Source organism: Segatella salivae F0493 (assembly GCF_000477535.1).
Taxonomy (GTDB): Bacteria; Bacteroidota; Bacteroidia; order Bacteroidales; family Bacteroidaceae; genus Prevotella; species Prevotella salivae.
Genome location: NZ_AWGW01000024.1, coordinates 106299 through 122218 on the forward strand (window position 1 = coordinate 106299; position 15920 = coordinate 122218).

The 15920-nt window shown below is 41.8% G+C and carries 15 protein-coding genes and 2 pseudogenes; 12 read left to right on the forward strand and 5 right to left on the reverse strand.

Going from position 1 to position 15920, the window contains the following annotated elements:
• The first annotated feature begins 42 nt into the window (after window positions 1–42).
• From HMPREF9145_RS07380 to HMPREF9145_RS07390, 3 genes and pseudogenes are all read left to right on the forward strand, one after another.
• Complete coding sequence (locus tag HMPREF9145_RS07380; RefSeq protein ID WP_036906983.1) at window positions 43–1044, forward strand: type IV toxin-antitoxin system AbiEi family antitoxin; 1002 nt, start codon at window positions 43–45, stop codon at window positions 1042–1044.
• Window positions 1022–1875: pseudogene (locus tag HMPREF9145_RS07385) on the forward strand (nucleotidyl transferase AbiEii/AbiGii toxin family protein). The gene HMPREF9145_RS07380 and the pseudogene HMPREF9145_RS07385 overlap by 23 nt, the downstream one beginning before the upstream one ends.
• On the forward strand, window positions 1856–2491 hold the full coding sequence (locus tag HMPREF9145_RS07390; protein WP_021825737.1) for a PP2C family protein-serine/threonine phosphatase: 636 nt from the start codon (window positions 1856–1858) through the stop codon (window positions 2489–2491). Before HMPREF9145_RS07385 ends, HMPREF9145_RS07390 begins: the two are co-directional and overlap by 20 nt.
• An 86-nt stretch (window positions 2492–2577) precedes the next feature.
• Here HMPREF9145_RS07390 and HMPREF9145_RS07395 read toward each other — a convergent pair.
• A pseudogene (locus tag HMPREF9145_RS07395) lies at window positions 2578–4170 on the reverse strand (helicase-related protein); the annotation flags it as partial.
• A gap of 288 nt (window positions 4171–4458) precedes the next feature.
• Here HMPREF9145_RS07395 and HMPREF9145_RS07400 point away from each other — a divergent pair.
• From HMPREF9145_RS07400 to HMPREF9145_RS07430, 7 genes are all read left to right on the forward strand, one after another.
• Complete coding sequence (locus tag HMPREF9145_RS07400; RefSeq protein WP_021825677.1) at window positions 4459–5679, forward strand: site-specific integrase; 1221 nt, start codon at window positions 4459–4461, stop codon at window positions 5677–5679.
• A gap of 4 nt (window positions 5680–5683) precedes the next feature.
• Window positions 5684–6952, forward strand: coding sequence for a site-specific integrase (locus tag HMPREF9145_RS07405; protein ID WP_021825765.1), 1269 nt, complete (start codon window positions 5684–5686; stop codon window positions 6950–6952).
• Window positions 6953–7004: 52 nt separating this feature from the next.
• The gene (locus HMPREF9145_RS07410; RefSeq protein WP_021825744.1) at window positions 7005–7490 is read left to right on the forward strand and encodes a DUF1896 domain-containing protein; all 486 of its coding nucleotides are present in this window, start codon (window positions 7005–7007) and stop codon (window positions 7488–7490) included.
• A 660-nt stretch (window positions 7491–8150) separates the two neighbouring features.
• A complete protein-coding gene (locus HMPREF9145_RS07415; protein ID WP_004351356.1) occupies window positions 8151–8420 on the forward strand; it encodes a helix-turn-helix domain-containing protein in 270 nt (89 codons plus the stop codon).
• 7 nt (window positions 8421–8427) lie between these two features.
• Window positions 8428–8742, forward strand: coding sequence for a helix-turn-helix domain-containing protein (locus HMPREF9145_RS07420; RefSeq protein ID WP_021825687.1), 315 nt, complete (start codon window positions 8428–8430; stop codon window positions 8740–8742).
• A complete protein-coding gene (locus HMPREF9145_RS07425) occupies window positions 8730–9236 on the forward strand; it encodes a DUF3408 domain-containing protein (RefSeq protein ID WP_021825755.1) in 507 nt (168 codons plus the stop codon). The genes HMPREF9145_RS07420 and HMPREF9145_RS07425 overlap by 13 nt, the downstream gene beginning before the upstream one ends.
• Window positions 9237–9445: 209 nt before the next feature.
• Entirely contained in the window at window positions 9446–9874 is a 429-nt protein-coding gene (locus tag HMPREF9145_RS07430; protein ID WP_004378803.1) for a plasmid mobilization protein, read from the forward strand.
• A gap of 7 nt (window positions 9875–9881) precedes the next feature.
• Here the strand turns inward: HMPREF9145_RS07430 and HMPREF9145_RS07435 are convergent, their stop codons facing one another.
• A complete protein-coding gene (locus HMPREF9145_RS07435; protein WP_021825691.1) occupies window positions 9882–10808 on the reverse strand; it encodes a tyrosine-type recombinase/integrase in 927 nt (308 codons plus the stop codon).
• A gap of 65 nt (window positions 10809–10873) precedes the next feature.
• Between HMPREF9145_RS07435 and HMPREF9145_RS07440 the strand changes: the two genes are divergently transcribed.
• Entirely contained in the window at window positions 10874–11968 is a 1095-nt protein-coding gene (locus tag HMPREF9145_RS07440; protein WP_036906989.1) for a restriction endonuclease subunit S, read from the forward strand.
• On the opposite strand, the gene HMPREF9145_RS07445 is transcribed toward HMPREF9145_RS07440, so the two are convergent.
• Window positions 11961–12512, reverse strand: a complete 552-nt coding sequence (locus HMPREF9145_RS07445) for a restriction endonuclease subunit S domain-containing protein (RefSeq protein ID WP_231369773.1) — start codon at window positions 12510–12512, stop codon at window positions 11961–11963. The two genes, HMPREF9145_RS07440 and HMPREF9145_RS07445, sit on opposite strands and share 8 nt — an antisense overlap.
• 37 nt (window positions 12513–12549) lie before the next feature.
• Between HMPREF9145_RS07445 and HMPREF9145_RS07450 the strand changes: the two genes are divergently transcribed.
• Window positions 12550–13125: a restriction endonuclease subunit S gene (locus HMPREF9145_RS07450; RefSeq protein ID WP_021825767.1), complete on the forward strand. Its 576-nt coding sequence runs from the start codon at window positions 12550–12552 to the stop codon at window positions 13123–13125.
• On the opposite strand, the gene HMPREF9145_RS07455 is transcribed toward HMPREF9145_RS07450, so the two are convergent.
• Together HMPREF9145_RS07455 and HMPREF9145_RS07460 are read right to left on the reverse strand one after the other, a co-directional pair.
• The gene (locus HMPREF9145_RS07455; RefSeq protein WP_004378798.1) at window positions 13118–14326 is read right to left on the reverse strand and encodes a restriction endonuclease subunit S; all 1209 of its coding nucleotides are present in this window, start codon (window positions 14324–14326) and stop codon (window positions 13118–13120) included. The genes HMPREF9145_RS07450 and HMPREF9145_RS07455 overlap by 8 nt on opposite strands.
• 145 nt (window positions 14327–14471) lie before the next feature.
• Complete coding sequence (locus HMPREF9145_RS07460; RefSeq protein WP_004378797.1) at window positions 14472–15917, reverse strand: RNA-binding domain-containing protein; 1446 nt, start codon at window positions 15915–15917, stop codon at window positions 14472–14474.
• Between the last annotated feature and the right edge of the window lie 3 nt (window positions 15918–15920).

The following is a 15920-nucleotide window of genomic DNA, read 5'->3' on the forward strand; positions in this document are numbered from 1 at the left end:
AGTGTTCAATCCTATTGAACGGCTATAAATATTGAACAAGATATGTACGGAATACAGATTATAGAACAGGCGGTCGGTGCGATAAGGAGACAGTGGGAGAATTCTCAAGGTGTCATAATCGATGCGCTTCAGCCAGAAACGCCTTCGATGGAACAATACGTCAGAATTATGGGCATAGAGTTCCGATGCCTTGTTGAAAATGAGATAAATGGAACAAATATCCTGCGCATTGAAGAAAAATCAAAGAGCTGTATGGGGACCTACAAGGGACCTGTCATATTGGTTGCAAGATATGTACAGCCATCTGTCTATGGAACTTTGCGTAAAATGGAACTTAACTTTGCTGACACGGTAGGTAACTACAATATACAGTACACAAAGGGCAGGAAAGTGATATTCCACCTTTCTCACACAGGGGAGAAAGCCCCTGTGAATAACAACAAAAACTATCCTATATTCCAAGAAGCAGGCCTGAAGGTAATTTTTTATCTCTTGCAAGCTCCTGAGAATGTGGGCAAATCTTTTCGGGAAATCAAGGAGTATAGTGGAGTTTCGATAGGTACTGTCAAAAATGTGATTGATGAATTGGAAGTCCGTAAGTTTATTCTCGTAACTCAGAAGAAAAGAGTTCTGAAAAAACGTCGTCTTTTGCTCGATTTATGGTCGGAAAACTATCATCAGATATTAAAGCCCAAGTTGCTGTTGAAGCAGCTGGATTTTCGGACACCGGAACAAAAAGAAAAATGGGAAGAAATAGCATTGCCAAATGGTATGTTATGGGGTGGAGAGTGTGCATCTAATTTATTGAATGGTTACCTTACTCCGGAACTTTTTGAACTCTATACAGAGACACCTTTCTCCAATCTGATGAAGACCGGCGCAACACGGACTACCGAAGGAGTTATTTATATATATCAGAAGTTTTGGAAAGGCGATGTAATGCCCTGCATTTTGATATATGCCGATTTAGTAAGTAGCGGAGACAGCCGTTGTATTGAAGCTGCAAATAAATTATTAAAAGATGAACTTTCAGATTTCGAGTAAGAAGATTGGCAACCCCCTGTTGGTTGAACTGCTAAGAAAAGTCAGTCATTGTTTTGCTGAGATTGGGCAGGATTTCTTTGTTATCGGGGCTACTGCGCGAGATATTTTAATTCGGCAGTTAGTAGGTATAAGTTCAGGGAGAAAGACGAGGGATTTAGACCTCGCCATAGCCATTCCCGATTGGAATGCATTCGAAGAGATTAAGCGGGCATTATTAGCACGAGAGTTTCAAAAAGACGGACAGATGTATCAACGGTTCTATGATGGCGAATACGAAATTGACATAGTACCATACGGAGATATAGAAAGAGAAGATGGATACATATACTGGCCTCCTGAGGAGGATATAGCTATGTCCGTTAAGGGGTTTGCTGATGTGCTGAGTGATGCTATTACCGTAACGATTGACAATGAATTCGACATCAAGATAGCATCGTTGCATGGATTATTTGTATTGAAGTTCAATGCTTGGTTAGACAGGAATATCCAAACGAATAAAGATGCCGTAGATATGGCATTCATTCTGGAAAACTATTTCATTGCTAACTTGAATAGGAACTTGCATGCAGAAGTGTATGATTGGGAAGACTTTGATGAGATTGTTGTCGGAGCTTATTGGCTTGCTTATGACATTGTCGGATTTCTATCAAAAGAGCATCTTTGCCACTATGAGCAATGTCTGCGGAATGAGATAGAGAAAAGAGAAAATAGCAGGCTGATACAACAGGTTATAGATAGTAGCAGTTTTTTTCTTATGAGAAACTGTTCCTCGCATTTCAAAAAATGATTGCCGTATTTGATAAAGTTTTGCATGGTGAAGATCCAGATTGAAAGCTTAAGTATTCCGGCTGGTAAAGAAAATGGAGATTACATTCTCCAACGAGAATTGCCTAATGGAGCAACACTCATTCTACTTGCAGATGGGATGGGTGGTTTGTCATTGCCGGAAAGTACTTCAAAAATTGTTTGCGAAGCTATCTCAGAATATTTCGTAAAAACCGATATAATTGATTGTACGGAACATATCCTCAGGAGCATCAAATATGCTGATGAGCGTCTGGCTGCTTTTTGCAAGGAGAAGAAATCCAAGATGGGTGCGGCTTTACTTCTTGTATATATCAGTGATGCTATGCTCTTCTACACATCTTTGGGAGATGTGCGCCTATACTATCGAGACAAACAAGGAAAAGTAATTCAACTAACAAACGATGATACCATTATGCAAGGAGCAGACACTTATCTGACAGCTTGCATTGCGGGAAGAGGTTTTAGAAACCCCATTCAGGTTCAACGTTTGCCATTGAATATGGGTGATTCTCTGCTGCTTTGTAGTGATGGCTATTACAAAGTTCATGATATTCCCCATTGTTTTCTCCATAAAGAACAGACACCTCCAACATTGATAGCCGACGACAGCTCTGTTGTTAGAATAGAAATTATACAATGAACCTGTCAAATTCCATGATACGGTTTCTCAAAAGCGTCAAATACTTTATTTCAAGTACTTGGCGCTTTTCGATACAATAAGACATTCTACATCTTCCACTTTGGTTTTGAGATAATAACTTTGCTCGTAATGTCATTGTTGTCGGATACATTCTGCTGACTATTGTTCTTGGGAGATGTGGGCAAAGGTATGTTGTCTGTGTTTTTTGAGAATGAATTCTTATAAGAACGGGATTCTGATATGACATTTACTGATTTACTTTGCTGTATGGCACCATGCTGTGCCTCTTGCCCTATATCCTCTTTTTCCTCCTCCGGCGGTGCAAGCGTAAGCGCAATCTTTCTGTCAAGTTCTGCTGCCTCCCCTTTGAGAGCACGCAGCTCGTCCTCTTTCTTCCAAGAGCCATTGGCAATATTCGTGTAAACGTCCTTGTTGGCCACAACTTTTTCCATTTCCTTCTCGTGCGACTCTATTACCTTTGGAATACGCTCCAAGGCATTAACGAAGTTCTGACATGCGAGTTTCGGGTCTGTTGCCAACTTTCCATTATTGTAAGTGTAGTAGATAGACTCCTGCCCTTTCACAAAGAAGCGGTTCACCGAGCAGTCGAACAAGTCCTTGGAAGTGCTCTCTGTCTTGACCATGATGGAAAACCCATAAATCTCACCAATTTTGTTGTACTCGCCTTTGGTGCGAGCTTTTTCGTCTATTTCTTGCAGACGGGCAGCAATAACCTTGATGTCGGTACTGTCTTCCACACCTTTGATTGTCAGTTTATTGACAGGTAATCCCTCGGTATCACGCTCCACGCGCTGCTCAAAGAGAGCCAAGTCAGACTGTGCCTCCTTGATTTTGTCCGAATGGAAAGATACAGAACTCTCAATCTCTGCCAACTTGCCGTTTGCTGCATCACGTTCCCGGAGGAAGTTCTTGCGCTCTGATTCTAAGGTGGTAATCTTCTTATCCAATCTGGCTTTCTCCAAAAGGTCGGTATTACCAGAAAGCACCGCTACATATTCGGAGAAGTTCATGCCGCTGTCCTCATCCATCGAACCCTCATCAATGGTACGACTGCCAAGCGTATTTGTCTTTAACTGATTAATGAAGAGCTGCTTGTTATGCAGCAGGTTAAACTTGTAGCTATCCAAGGAACGTTCCACGGCATAGATAATCACATCAACTTTGTTGTTGGCAAATTCCTTAGCGATAAGGTTTCCCTTGCGCACAGCTCGTCCGTTACGCTGCTCTAAGTCCGAAGGTCGCCAAGGCGTGTCCAAATGGTGGATGGCTACCGCACGTTGTTGCGCATTTACTCCTGTGCCAAGCATAGAAGTTGAACCAAAGATGATACGTATGTCTCCACGGTTCATCGCATCTACCATCGCTTTCTTTGCCTTCTCGTTCTTGCACTCCTGAATGAAGCGTATCTCATAGGACGGGATATAATAGTCTTCTACCAGCTTACGCTTGATCTCCGAATAGACGTTCCATTCGCCAGGCTTGTAAGTACCCAAGTCTGAGAAAACAAACTGCGTACCTTTCTGTACATCGTACTTTTGGTAATAGTCATTGAGCATTTTGGCACAGTGACTTGCCTTGTTGTCTATATGATCTGAGTAAGCATTTTCATCAATCATGCGTAAATCAAGGCTCATCTTGCGCGCGTAATCAGTCATTAAGAATGAAGGGAAACAGAGGGAAATGCAGGGAATGTAACTATTTGAAATAGCATCATTTAGTATTTTCTTACTATTTTGATGGTTAGCGAAAACGAGCATCAAACGGCATGAGTTCCGTTACCAAATCGTAACCCATCAGGGAAAAAGCAAAAAGGGGTTACGAATTGAATGTAAACAACTGTTTCATAGGTTTTTATTCATCATCTTTCATTTTTCTGCATCGCTCAGGAATACTTGTTCATCTGTACCTTTGCAAGCAAAGGAAATTTTGAAAAAACGACAGAAAAAATGAAAGAAAACAAACTGAAAGTATCGTTCTTCGTTCAGGCGAAACGAACCGACAAGAAAGGACTTGTGCCTGTCATCGGGCGCATCTCAGTGGGCAGAACCCATTCGGGCTTCTCCACCAAATGCAAAACTCCGCCTGCTCTTTGGGACAGTCGTAAGCAAAGGCTTATCGGCAAGAGTAGCATGGCTGTGTCAGTCAATCAGAAACTCGGTGAATGCACCGCACTTATTCACACACGCTTTCACGAACTCAGTGAAAGGAAAGAAACTTTCACAGCCACAGACGTGAGGGATGCCTATCAGGGGCAAATCCACTGTCAAGCCTTGCTCTTGGAGAGTTTTGGGGAGTATCTCACACAGACAAAGGAGCGCATAGGCATCGACCGAGCCTTGAAGACATTCAAACTCCGTACCTACCAGCTCTCCCTGCTCCGTGAGTATGTACAAAAGAAGCACAAAGTAAGCGACATTCCTCTTTCACAATTGGACAAAGCCTTTATCGAGGGTTTTGAGTATTATCTTACCATCGACCGCAGACTGAAACGCAGCAGCATATCGAGCGCCTTATCCACCTTGCAGACCATCGTCCGTATGGCGGTGAAGAAAGGCATACTTGATTTCTATCCATTCTTGGGCTACAGTTACGAGCGACCAAAGGGCGAACCTCGAAGTATCACGCAGGAAGAACTTGAGCGTATCATCGACTTGGAGATTGAATGGGAGAACTACCGTATTGTCCGCGATTTGTTCGTCTTCTCCTGCTTTTCAGGACTGGCAGTCTCCGATGTCCGTAATCTTCGGGAAGAGGACATCGTCTTGGAAGAAGGCGAACTCTGCATCAAGGGCAGACGCATGAAAACCAAGACCCCTTACCGTGTACAGGTGCTTCCTCCTGCTTGGGCGATAATGGAGCGGTACAGAGGAAAACGTGCAGGTTTTGTCTTTGACGTGCCGACCACCGACATCATCCTCAACAGTATGCACTTTATACAGCGAAACATAGGCATGGAAGGGCCACTGACCTTTCACATGGCTCGCCACACCTTTGCTTCGCTTATCACGCTCTCGGCAGGTGTACCTATCGAAACGGTGAGTCGTATGCTCGGACACACCAACCTCAGGACGACACAGGTCTATGCAGCGGTTTCCTCCGAGAGAATCCATCGGGATATGCAAATGATACAGCAGCGAATACAAGATACATTCACCTTAAAACTTTGACATTATGGCACGAAGTACATTCAAGACACTCTTTTATATCAACCGCTCCAAAGAAAAAAAGAACGGCAAATGCCCGATTATGGGGCGCATCACCATAGATGGTGAGCAGGTGCAATACAGCACGGGAAAGGAAATCGCTCCCGAACTTTGGGACAGCCATAAGGGACGATGCAAGGGAACAGGCGAAGAAACAAAGGAAATCAACTGCTATCTGCAAGCCAAAGAGGAACAAGCCAAAGCGAAGTATCAGGAATTGATATGGCAGCGTGGTTATATCATAGCCGAACTGTTGAAGCGTGAACTCATGGAAGAAGACAAGCCCAAAGGTTTTCTTTTGGAGGAAGCACGACTTTTCATAGAGGAAAAGCGGCCTTGTGTGGGAATAACGGTAGCCAAGCCGACCTTTGCCAATTACATCTATGCAGCGCAGCTCATTAAGTCCTATCTGCGTGAACGCTTGGGGCTAGAGGATATTCGCTACTCATCGCTTGACTATGGTTTTGTCGAAGGATTGGACTTCTACCTTAAATCAGAGCGCAAACTCTCCCTTGCCACCATTCAGATTGTGGTCATCTTTCTGCGGAAGCTCATCGGCATCGGGCAGCAGAAGAAATACATCCGCATCGACCCCTTTGTAGATTACAAGGCGGAACTACCACACCGAACACGCAGGTATCTCACAACCGAGGAACTACAACGAGTATTGCAAACACCCATCATAGACAGACAGTTTGAGCGTGTAAGACAACTATTCCTTTTCTGCGCCTTCACAGGACTGGCTCGTGTGGATATGCAACGGCTCAAGCCGAAGCACATCATCCACAATGCTGACGGTACGGCGGAAATCCGCATCAAAAGGCAGAAAACCAATATGGAAGCCATCATTCCACTCCTACCCATTGCCAACCAAATCCTTTCGCTCTATGTCAAGGACAAGAAAGCGGACGAATTGATATTTCCCAATCTCACAATAAGGAAAGCATCCTTTGCGTGTGTGAACATCGGACAGATATGCCGGATAGAGAAAGGCTTGACCTTCCACATGGCTCGCCACACATTCTCTACCACAATATGCCTTTCCAACGGCATATCAATGGAAACACTCAGCAAGATGCTCGGACACAGCAATATCGGTACAACACAAATTTACGGAAAGATAACTGACCATAAGATACAAGAGGATATGACCGCACTCACAGACAGGGAGCATACTGTATTTGAGGGTTATTGTGAGTCGATAGCACGGCAGAACGTTCCATTGCAACAAGCATAAAAAGGAAGTAATTGCCAAACATTTATTATTCACGATTGAAAACCAAACGATTATGAAAGAGAACAACAAACAGGAACTTTCCTACTTTCGATTGAAGTTAAGAAGTTACATAAGTGAGCATCACCCCGAGAGATTGAAAGATACGGAGTTTATCACTGCACGGGCAGATATGGCTCTCACCGCCTACTGCGATGCCGTAGCACAAGGCTTTACGCACCCCGAAGCGGAGAGCGTGGCAAGCGAGGTTTTGTATCAAGGCTTGCACTTTTCCAAATATGACACGCTTGTATCCGTGTTAGAGAACGAGTTTGAGAGAGAACTGCCTGCACCGCTTCCAGAGAAACTCGTACCTATACTGTTGTCGAACAAGGCTATTCAAGCCACATTCGACAAATTCGGTTTGACGGACACATTGGCTTCTGACGAGCAATACGGCCGTCTTTACACCGAACTCACAGGCACGATAGTGTTGCTCATTGAGAGCAACAACCTGCCAACGGTCAGACTGACGGAGGAAGCAAGCCCAAAGGCGTTGTAAGCAAAAGCGCACGCAAAGTCCCTAAAGCCGTTTCTTATCGTGCAAAGGTACAACGGCAGCCTATCTGCCCTGACAAGGTCGAGTTCTGCGGATGGAGAGAATAATCTCCACCGCAGGATTTTTCTTTTTCAAGGTGGTATTGCCATTTTCTGTATTCGTGCGGTCGTATTCATCTCTCCCAACCTTGCAGGGCAGGGCTGCCGTAGAGAGCATAGGCACGACAAGAATACGGCATACTCAGGCTCTTTGGACGCAAGGCGTAACAACTAACAACAGATAGGACTGACGATAATACGGACAATCTGTTGTTTGTACAATTTGTTGTCATGACTATCTATTGTCAAAACTATATATCGTCAAAATAATCTATCGATAAAACTATCTATCGACACTTCGACATCTCGATTTGTCGAACTATCGAATTATCGATAAAACAACAAAATAATAAAAGGAACGAGCCGGCACCTCATCTCATTACCGCAATAACACAGACGGATTTCCTTTGTTTTTCTATTGCGTTCTCTCTATTTCCCTGCTTATCCTCATTTCTTGCAGCGGTGCTTCCGAGGGTTTACTTTTGCACCCGAGAAGTACGGCAATGGACTGCATAACAGTTTGTTTGCCGAGTAACAATAAAGTAATCAAAACAAAATTAAGGCAATGAAACTCATTATCATCGACCGCAAAGCGTGGGAGCGGCACCGCTCCGAATTTGCAGACTTTATCCACAGTATCGAACAACTCATCGGCAATCCGCCCGAAACGGACGAATGGCTTGACAACGAAGCCGTGTGCAAACGTTTGGGCATCAGCAAGCGTACCCTACAATCATACAGAGATACGGGAAAAATCCCTTTCTCAATGATTGGACACAAGTGCTATTACAAGGAGAGCGACATCACGGAGTTACTGAACGCAAACAATGAATGAATGAACTATGGCGGAGAATGAAATCATTACGCAGGAAGACCCTCAGATGCAGTTGTTTGCACAACTGATGGAGGGCATCTTAAAGAAACTGGAGCGGTATTGCGTCACAGCCCGTCCGATGTTGGGCGGAGAAGTTTATCTTACAGGCGAAGAAGTTTGTAAACTCTTACGGCTGAGTACCCGTACACTTCAGGACTATCGGGACAACGGTACGATTGCCTACTGTAAAATCGGCGGCAAGATACTCTATAGGCAGAGCGACATACAAGCCATGCTCGAAAGACATTATTACCCAATACACAAGAGGCCATGCCGACCATAGATGAAAAGAGAAAAGCCGTTTTAGAGCAAGCCATCAGAGATATGGGAAATTATGGCGTAAAACTCCGCAAGCCCGAGGAATTGCCCGATTTTGACCAGCCCGTAGATTATGAAGAGGAGAAGAAAAGATTTGAGCCTGTTCAAGTGGAGGATATGGAAGAAAGGGATAGCCACGAGGTGTTCTTCCAAACGTCATGTCAAGAAACAGAATTGTCTTCAATGGAACAAGCAGCTTCTGTTGAAGAAACTCACCGGCGAGTGGGCAAAGCCAAGGTCAGAGAGCATTTAGCCGAGTTTCAAAGGAAATATCTCCAACCGCTTCATATTAACCACCGTAAAGCGGTATATGTCTCGGAAGACACACAAAAGCGACTGGGCTATGTGGTTCGAAAGATTGGCGAGCAGGGCGCGAGCATTTCGGGGTATGTAGAGCAGGTGCTTCAAGAACACCTTGACCAATACAAAAATGATGTAGAAACATGGAGGAAACTTTGAACTACTGTATTCACGGAACGCAAGCCTATGTCGAGTTACCGTATTCACAGAATGTAGTAACACGGCGGGGCTTATCAACCTCTTTCTTGATATTGGCAAGGTGTGTCTTTGTCCGACAAACTACCGTTTGTCCCACAAAAACCCTTGCCCCGAAGGGGGATTAAATCACTCCAAAGTCGTGATTAGATAACAAACAAAACAATACAATTATGACCAAATTAGAAATAGCCAATGAGAATCGTTACGGACACCGAAACACTGTAGAAGTTCCACACTGGGACAGATGGGACACCCGTATGCCCAATGTGAAAGACCAACTGCGTGCCATCGACCTATACAACAAATCTGGGGCAATAAGCAAGTCTGATTTCGTGCGTGCCCGCATTCTTGGGGAGAGTTTCAAAGTGATAACGGTGGATAAATCTGCCGTGGAGTATTACCGCAAGCTCTCCGAACTCACAGCTCAAGTACATAGGATTGGGACAAACTATAATCAAGTAGTACGTCTGATGCACCTTTATACGGCAGAGAAAAGTGTAAAAGCATTGTTACAGGAACTTATCCTGCTGACAAAAGAACTCACCGTCTTACAAGAGCAGACGGTGAGTTTGACAGTTGACTATCACAAAAAAATGTAGAACAGCATTACTTCCTGAGGTATTTAAGCATCTGCGTAATACAACGCTTCTTCTGTTCCATATTGGGATGGACATAGAGGTTGAGAGTTGTAGTGATGTTCGCATGCCCGAGCAACACACTAACCGTCTTATAGTCACAGTTACTTTCAATGCAGCGTGTGGCGAAACTGTGGCGCAGCCCGTGATATTTCAGCCAGGGAATGTCCAAATGCTTCATTAACCGATGATAATAGTTTCGATAGGTTCGTGGCTCAGTAGGCTTTTCTTCGTTGGTCAGCACATAGAAATTAACATTTACTACTTTTTTCAGTGGTTTCACCATAGCCAATAGTTCTTTGTTCATCGGTATCTCACGGCAAGAATTCTTAGTCTTTGGTGTGTTTATAACCAGCTCCGTGTGTTTGTGCTCACCTTCTACGACGTAGATACGCTCGATGGTACGGCTTACGGTGATTGTGCCCGTGTCTGTGTTGATGTCGGCCCACATCAAACCGCATATCTCACCAATCCGCAAGCCAGTGGTCAGGCTGATGTAGATGCCAAGGTTGCGAAATGTGAAGTTCTGCCTGATGAAATCGAGTATCTTTTTGTGTTGTGCCACCGTCAGCACTTCTATTTCTCTGTTGCCCTCTGTGGTTGGGTACTTGATGTCCCACTCGCAATAGTTCATCCAACCGTTCTTCACTCCAAACTTCATCACCATTCTCAATACGATGAGCATATCTTTCACCGTTTTAATGCTGAGCCCGGCATTGAGTTTTTGCAACACAAACTCTTGTACTAGTTTCTCACTAAGAACTTCACAATCACCAAACGATGACAGTAAATGGTTTTCTAAAATCAACACATAAGCAGCATAGGTGGACTGCTTAACGTAGCGTTGCTTTTCACTTTTCCAAGCCAACGCAATTTCTCTAATTGTTTTTGCTTTCATATTTAATCCTTAATCTAGAAAAGGTACATAATAATTAGAGAAAAGCATTAACTTATGTCCCAAATCTGAGATTTCCGGAGTTTGAGGGGGAGTGGCAGGAGAAGCGTTTGTCCGACATTGCAGATCTTTCTAAAGGTATAGGCATATCCAAAGACCAACTATCTGCTGACGGTGAGCCATGTATTTTGTATGGTGAACTTTACACAAAGTACAAATCTGAGACAATAAAAGAAGTTATTAGCAAAACCAACATAGATAATACAAAATTGGTAAAGAGTAAGGCTAATGACGTTATAATTCCATGCTCTGGCGAGACAGCAGAGGAGATTGCAACTGCTCGTTGTGTTCTCAAAGATGATATTCTTTTGGGTGGTGACTTGAACATTATACGCTTGCATGGATATGATGGCTCGTTTATGAGCTATCAGTTGAATGGTAAACGTAAGTATGACATAGCCAAAGTTGCGCAAGGAGTATCTGTTGTGCATCTTTATGGTGAACATCTGAAAAATATTAAGACCATCAATCCAAGTTTGAATGAACAGAAGAAAATTGCAAATCTTTTATCCCTTCTTGACGAGCGTATTTCTACCCAAAACAAAATCATTGACAAGTTGCAATCCCTAATCAAGGGAATTACACAAAATATAGTACATCATAATAAGCCTAATGTACATATATCAGATTGTATGGAATGTAGCACATCTACTTTGCAAGAAAGTGACGTTTTAGAAAATGGTATATATCCTGTGTATGGTGCTAATGGTATAGTTGGTTATCTTGATAACTATAACACTCAGAATGAAGCTATCTATATTATCAAAGATGGTTCGGGAGTTGGGACGGTTTCTTATGTTACTGGCAAATGTTCTGCAACAGGAACCCTGAATATCTTACAGGCAAAAGAGGGTTTTGCTCTTCAATATCTTTATTACTTGCTGAAAGTGTTCAACTTTGAACCTTATAAAACGGGAATGGCAGTACCTCACATATATTTCAAAGATTATAGCAAAGCCAAAGTCTTTTGTCCGTCCAATACTGTTCAACTCCAATATGCAAAATTATTATCTGTAATAGATTGTAAACTTTCAACAGAACAAGATATTCTAACAAGACTTAGCCTGCAGAAGCAATATTTGCTCCGTCAGATGTTTATATGAACATCTGGCGAATCATGAATTGCTTTTGTGAATTGTAAGTTTTTATAAGTAAGTTAGCATTCTCTAATCGGGACTTTAATAAAGATATAGCATGACCTATTTCTCGTTGCTTATTAAGTGAGGGTATTTTGAATACTAACTGTTCAAAAGCTTCATAATTTAAATTTCTTCTAACAATACTTGCCCCTTGTTCAGATACCAGCATGTAGTTGTATAAGGCATGATGCGTCTTTAGTAAAGCAGCAACATATTTTTTGTCAAAACCATCTGCTATCGAAAAGACCTTATAGGAGGGCGAAACAATCCCTATATCGAATTTATCATTGAAATTGATATTTCCCATCCATAAATTTTGGGGGCTAAGTACTATATCATGAAGATGAATAATCTTGTACCCTACATTATTATCACTTGCTATATCTTTAGAGAAATAGTCTCGTTGTGAAAATATTCCATTCACAGTAGAACTTAAAACCTCATATTGATTATTTTTCTTTGTTCTTTCCGAGCGTTCTATTAGCATCTCTTCAATCCGAATAGACATACTATTATCAGCATAGAGTAGTCTATTACTTATTCCCTTGATTAGGGATTTTGAAGTTTGTAGGTCTGCGATTTCAGAAAGGCTTTTCAAGGACGCAAAAGGGGATATTATTACATTGTCTGAAATTTGCGATATTGTTAAGGGTGAGCAAATCAATGGTGAACTTCTTTCAGAGCATGGCAAGTATTATGTGATGAATGGGGGAACCGATCCATCTGGTTATTATGACAATTATAATGTGGGAGCCCACACTATTTCAATAAGCGAGGGCGGGAACTCTTGTGGCTATGTACAATTTAACAAATGTCCTTTTTGGTGTGGTGGACATTGTTATTCTATTCAAAACATAGCTTACAATATTAATAACCTGTATTTATATCATTATCTTAAAACTGAAGAAAAGGCGATAATGAAACTTCGCATAGGTTCTGGTTTACCCAATATTCAAAAGAAGGATTTGGCTACATTCAAGATAAAATTACCAACAAGTAAACAGCAAAAAGCAATTTCGGATATCCTGTCATTGCTAGAGCAGAAGGCCGAGATTGAAGAACAAATACTGATAGCTATGCAAGATGAAAAACAATATCTGCTTCGCCAGATGTTCATATAAACATCTGACGGAGCAAGTGTTGTTTTTGCTTATGCAATATTTCTAAGAAATCTGTCTCCAATTTAATCTTCTGTGCCAATGTAAACAATTGCTTACCAATCCGCTGTTGTACTTCAATCGCCAAAAGAGGAAAAGGTATATTGCACAAACTCTCATAGGATAAGCACTGTCTTACACTGCCCTCCAACCTTTTTTGAATTTCTGTGAAGAATAGCTTAGACTCAAAAAAATAGTCAAGATATTCTGGCGTAGCGTAATCTTTTGTGCGGAAACAAATGTACATCGGGCTTACTATACCTTTCTCAAATGTAATGAGACGGGCAATCGAACCGACATTTATTCTTGCTGGGTTAAAAGCGAAGTCATTCCGTTCTACAATCTTATAGTTGGAAGTGTCATCGCTTGCAACGCATCTGTTCTCAAATTGCTCACTCTGTTGGATAAAGCCTTGGCGATTGCTAACGGATAAAACTGTCCGTATCGCATTGTCTTTATTCCTTTTAGATGTCTGCACAATGAAATCGCCTATATGTGAAGAAGTTTTAGTCTTTGAACTGTATTCTATTTCTATAATCGCAGACTTTAATTTTTTCAAATCCTCAATGATTTTGTTTTGGGTAGAAATGCGGTCGTCGAGTAAGGAAAGTATCTTTGCAATTTTATTTTGCTCATTTATTGGGGCAAAATATAACTTGACCTTACTTAAACCCTCTTGTCCGATATTGAAATGTTGCGCACCTGCCCCCATAGGTATAATCTTTCTACGAGAAAATGGAGTTTCCAGCAAGTTCTTAAAAAACAACGGATTATATTCTCCTTTTTTCTTTCCTCGAATAACGAAACCTCCAAAGATAGCAGGCTTTTCATCCATATAAACATTGGCTCTGCCGACATCTTCTAATGTTTCAGAACTACGTTGAAACAATAAATCTCCCATCTTGACAGAATAATTGTCTATCTCCTTGTTATTAGCATCAACACAAGCCTTAATGCTGTCGTATGTTATAATCGTATTATTAAGAATATCCATAACGGAAATGAACTTAATGCCTTTGCCAAATTTTTCAGGCTTGGGATTTAATCCATTCTTGAAATCAAGAAATTCAGAAAGTCCATGTTCTTCCCACTCTCCCTCAAACTCCGGAAATCTCAGATTTGGGACATTAAATGTCTTATGTTCGTTATCTATCGTTGTTGTCATTTTTAATCCTTAATTTTAGTTGCCAATCATATCTCAGTTACATGCCAGTTACATGGTAGTTATATGCTCTATGCCCCATAATATGAGGTTTTGAGCTAAATCTGGCACTTATTTGAGACCTTCAGTTACATGGCAGTTACATGGCCTACGCCCAATATGGGATATAGTTATGCCTATTACCTCCCTCTGCATTCTCCTCTTTTATCAGTTTCGCTTCCAAAGCATCCTTGATTATTCTTGATGCCATTGGATAATTCTTATCTTCTATGCCCAAACGAGTGCGAAAAGATTGATTGTTCATCTTTTCATTGGAAACATATTTGAGACAGGCGTGTTGATAACAAGCCCTCACTCTCTCGGACTTATCCAAATCTGCAAATTTCCGATAAGAGAATACCGTTGCAGTGGTTCGGCTTTCATAGAGCTGAAAACGTACTGGTGGTAACTGATACAATTCCACATAGAATATGGTCTTATCCATACCACTACCTTTTTCCTCACAAATGCCCATTCTACGCATGATGTCTGCAAGAGAATCATTTCTTGACTGATATTCATCTATGAAACGCTCCACACTGATAAGAGGTTGTCCCGGATTGGAAAATTCAATACGGTCAGAATAGATTTCAATCATCGGAAAGCCTTGTACAGAAAAATCTTGATGGATAATCATGTTTGCAGCCAATTCTCGAATGGCTATTTCCGGGTACATACGGGCATCCTTTCTTAAAGCCATGCCTATCTCCTCATTGGCAGGCAGCTGGCTGTTTATCCATGCAACCATCTCTTCAAAGCCTATGGCATAACCTTTATCGAAAGTCTGTTCACGAAAGGTCTCAATCTTATTTTTGCCCTTATAGACAATGACTCTAACCATTTTTCGCTTCAGGCCATCGAAATCAGATAGGTGCTTGGCAAACAGAATAGCCCCAAGTTCAGTAATACTGTAGCCAATCTCATCTTTCGTTATCAAATTTTCAACTAAAAACCTATCCAAAATACCATTTGTATCTTGTGGAAGAGGCAAGTGCATCATGTCAAAATAAGTCTCTGCGCTAAGGTGGGAGAAAACCTCTTGACCAGATAATCCTTTCTTCAAGGCAATCTTTTCCAAAGATTTCTGATCACCTTTCCAAATCTTAGCCTCCTTTGCAGGAAAGTCTTTCAACCTGCGTGTTATTGTGCCGACTCTAACGTATGCTTCATGTAGGAAACTTATAGGGCGATTGATTGTTGCTGGAATTTTGAAGATACAGACATGACCTTTATCCTCGTAATTGAAATCGTCAATAATCTCGAAGTCTATACGAGGATTCAAGCGAGTTGATAGCCAAGATTCAAGTTCTTCGTTGCCAATCATTTTTTGTTTGCCGTACAAGTCGGTGCCAACAACATCATGACTTTCATCATCAACGCCGAATACAATATAGCCAAATGGCATATTACACAAATAGGAACTATTCGACAAGGCAGAGATTCTTTCACCTATCTCTTCCTTTGAATGAAAATTGTGCTTAAACTCTAACCACTCTGTTTCTTTTGGCTTGGCAGTTAGAGCATCAATCAATTTCTTGAAATCTATATATTCCATATG

Excerpts from the sequence above, each read along its gene's own strand:
- HMPREF9145_RS07380 (WP_036906983.1), top strand. The coding sequence starts at position 43 with ATGTACGGAATACAGATTATAGAACAGGCGGTCGGTGCGATAAGGAGA.
- HMPREF9145_RS07390 (WP_021825737.1), top strand. The coding sequence starts at position 1,856 with ATGGTGAAGATCCAGATTGAAAGCTTAAGTATTCCGGCTGGTAAAGAA.
- HMPREF9145_RS07400 (WP_021825677.1), top strand. The coding sequence starts at position 4,459 with ATGAAAGAAAACAAACTGAAAGTATCGTTCTTCGTTCAGGCGAAACGA.
- HMPREF9145_RS07405 (WP_021825765.1), top strand. The coding sequence starts at position 5,684 with ATGGCACGAAGTACATTCAAGACACTCTTTTATATCAACCGCTCCAAA.
- HMPREF9145_RS07410 (WP_021825744.1), top strand. The coding sequence starts at position 7,005 with ATGAAAGAGAACAACAAACAGGAACTTTCCTACTTTCGATTGAAGTTA.
- HMPREF9145_RS07415 (WP_004351356.1), top strand. The coding sequence starts at position 8,151 with ATGAAACTCATTATCATCGACCGCAAAGCGTGGGAGCGGCACCGCTCC.
- HMPREF9145_RS07420 (WP_021825687.1), top strand. The coding sequence starts at position 8,428 with ATGGCGGAGAATGAAATCATTACGCAGGAAGACCCTCAGATGCAGTTG.
- HMPREF9145_RS07425 (WP_021825755.1), top strand. The coding sequence starts at position 8,730 with ATGCCGACCATAGATGAAAAGAGAAAAGCCGTTTTAGAGCAAGCCATC.
- HMPREF9145_RS07430 (WP_004378803.1), top strand. The coding sequence starts at position 9,446 with ATGACCAAATTAGAAATAGCCAATGAGAATCGTTACGGACACCGAAAC.
- HMPREF9145_RS07435 (WP_021825691.1), bottom strand. The coding sequence starts at position 10,808 with ATGAAAGCAAAAACAATTAGAGAAATTGCGTTGGCTTGGAAAAGTGAA.
- HMPREF9145_RS07445 (WP_231369773.1), bottom strand. The coding sequence starts at position 12,512 with ATGTCTATTCGGATTGAAGAGATGCTAATAGAACGCTCGGAAAGAACA.
- HMPREF9145_RS07455 (WP_004378798.1), bottom strand. The coding sequence starts at position 14,326 with ATGACAACAACGATAGATAACGAACATAAGACATTTAATGTCCCAAAT.
- HMPREF9145_RS07460 (WP_004378797.1), bottom strand. The coding sequence starts at position 15,917 with ATGGAATATATAGATTTCAAGAAATTGATTGATGCTCTAACTGCCAAG.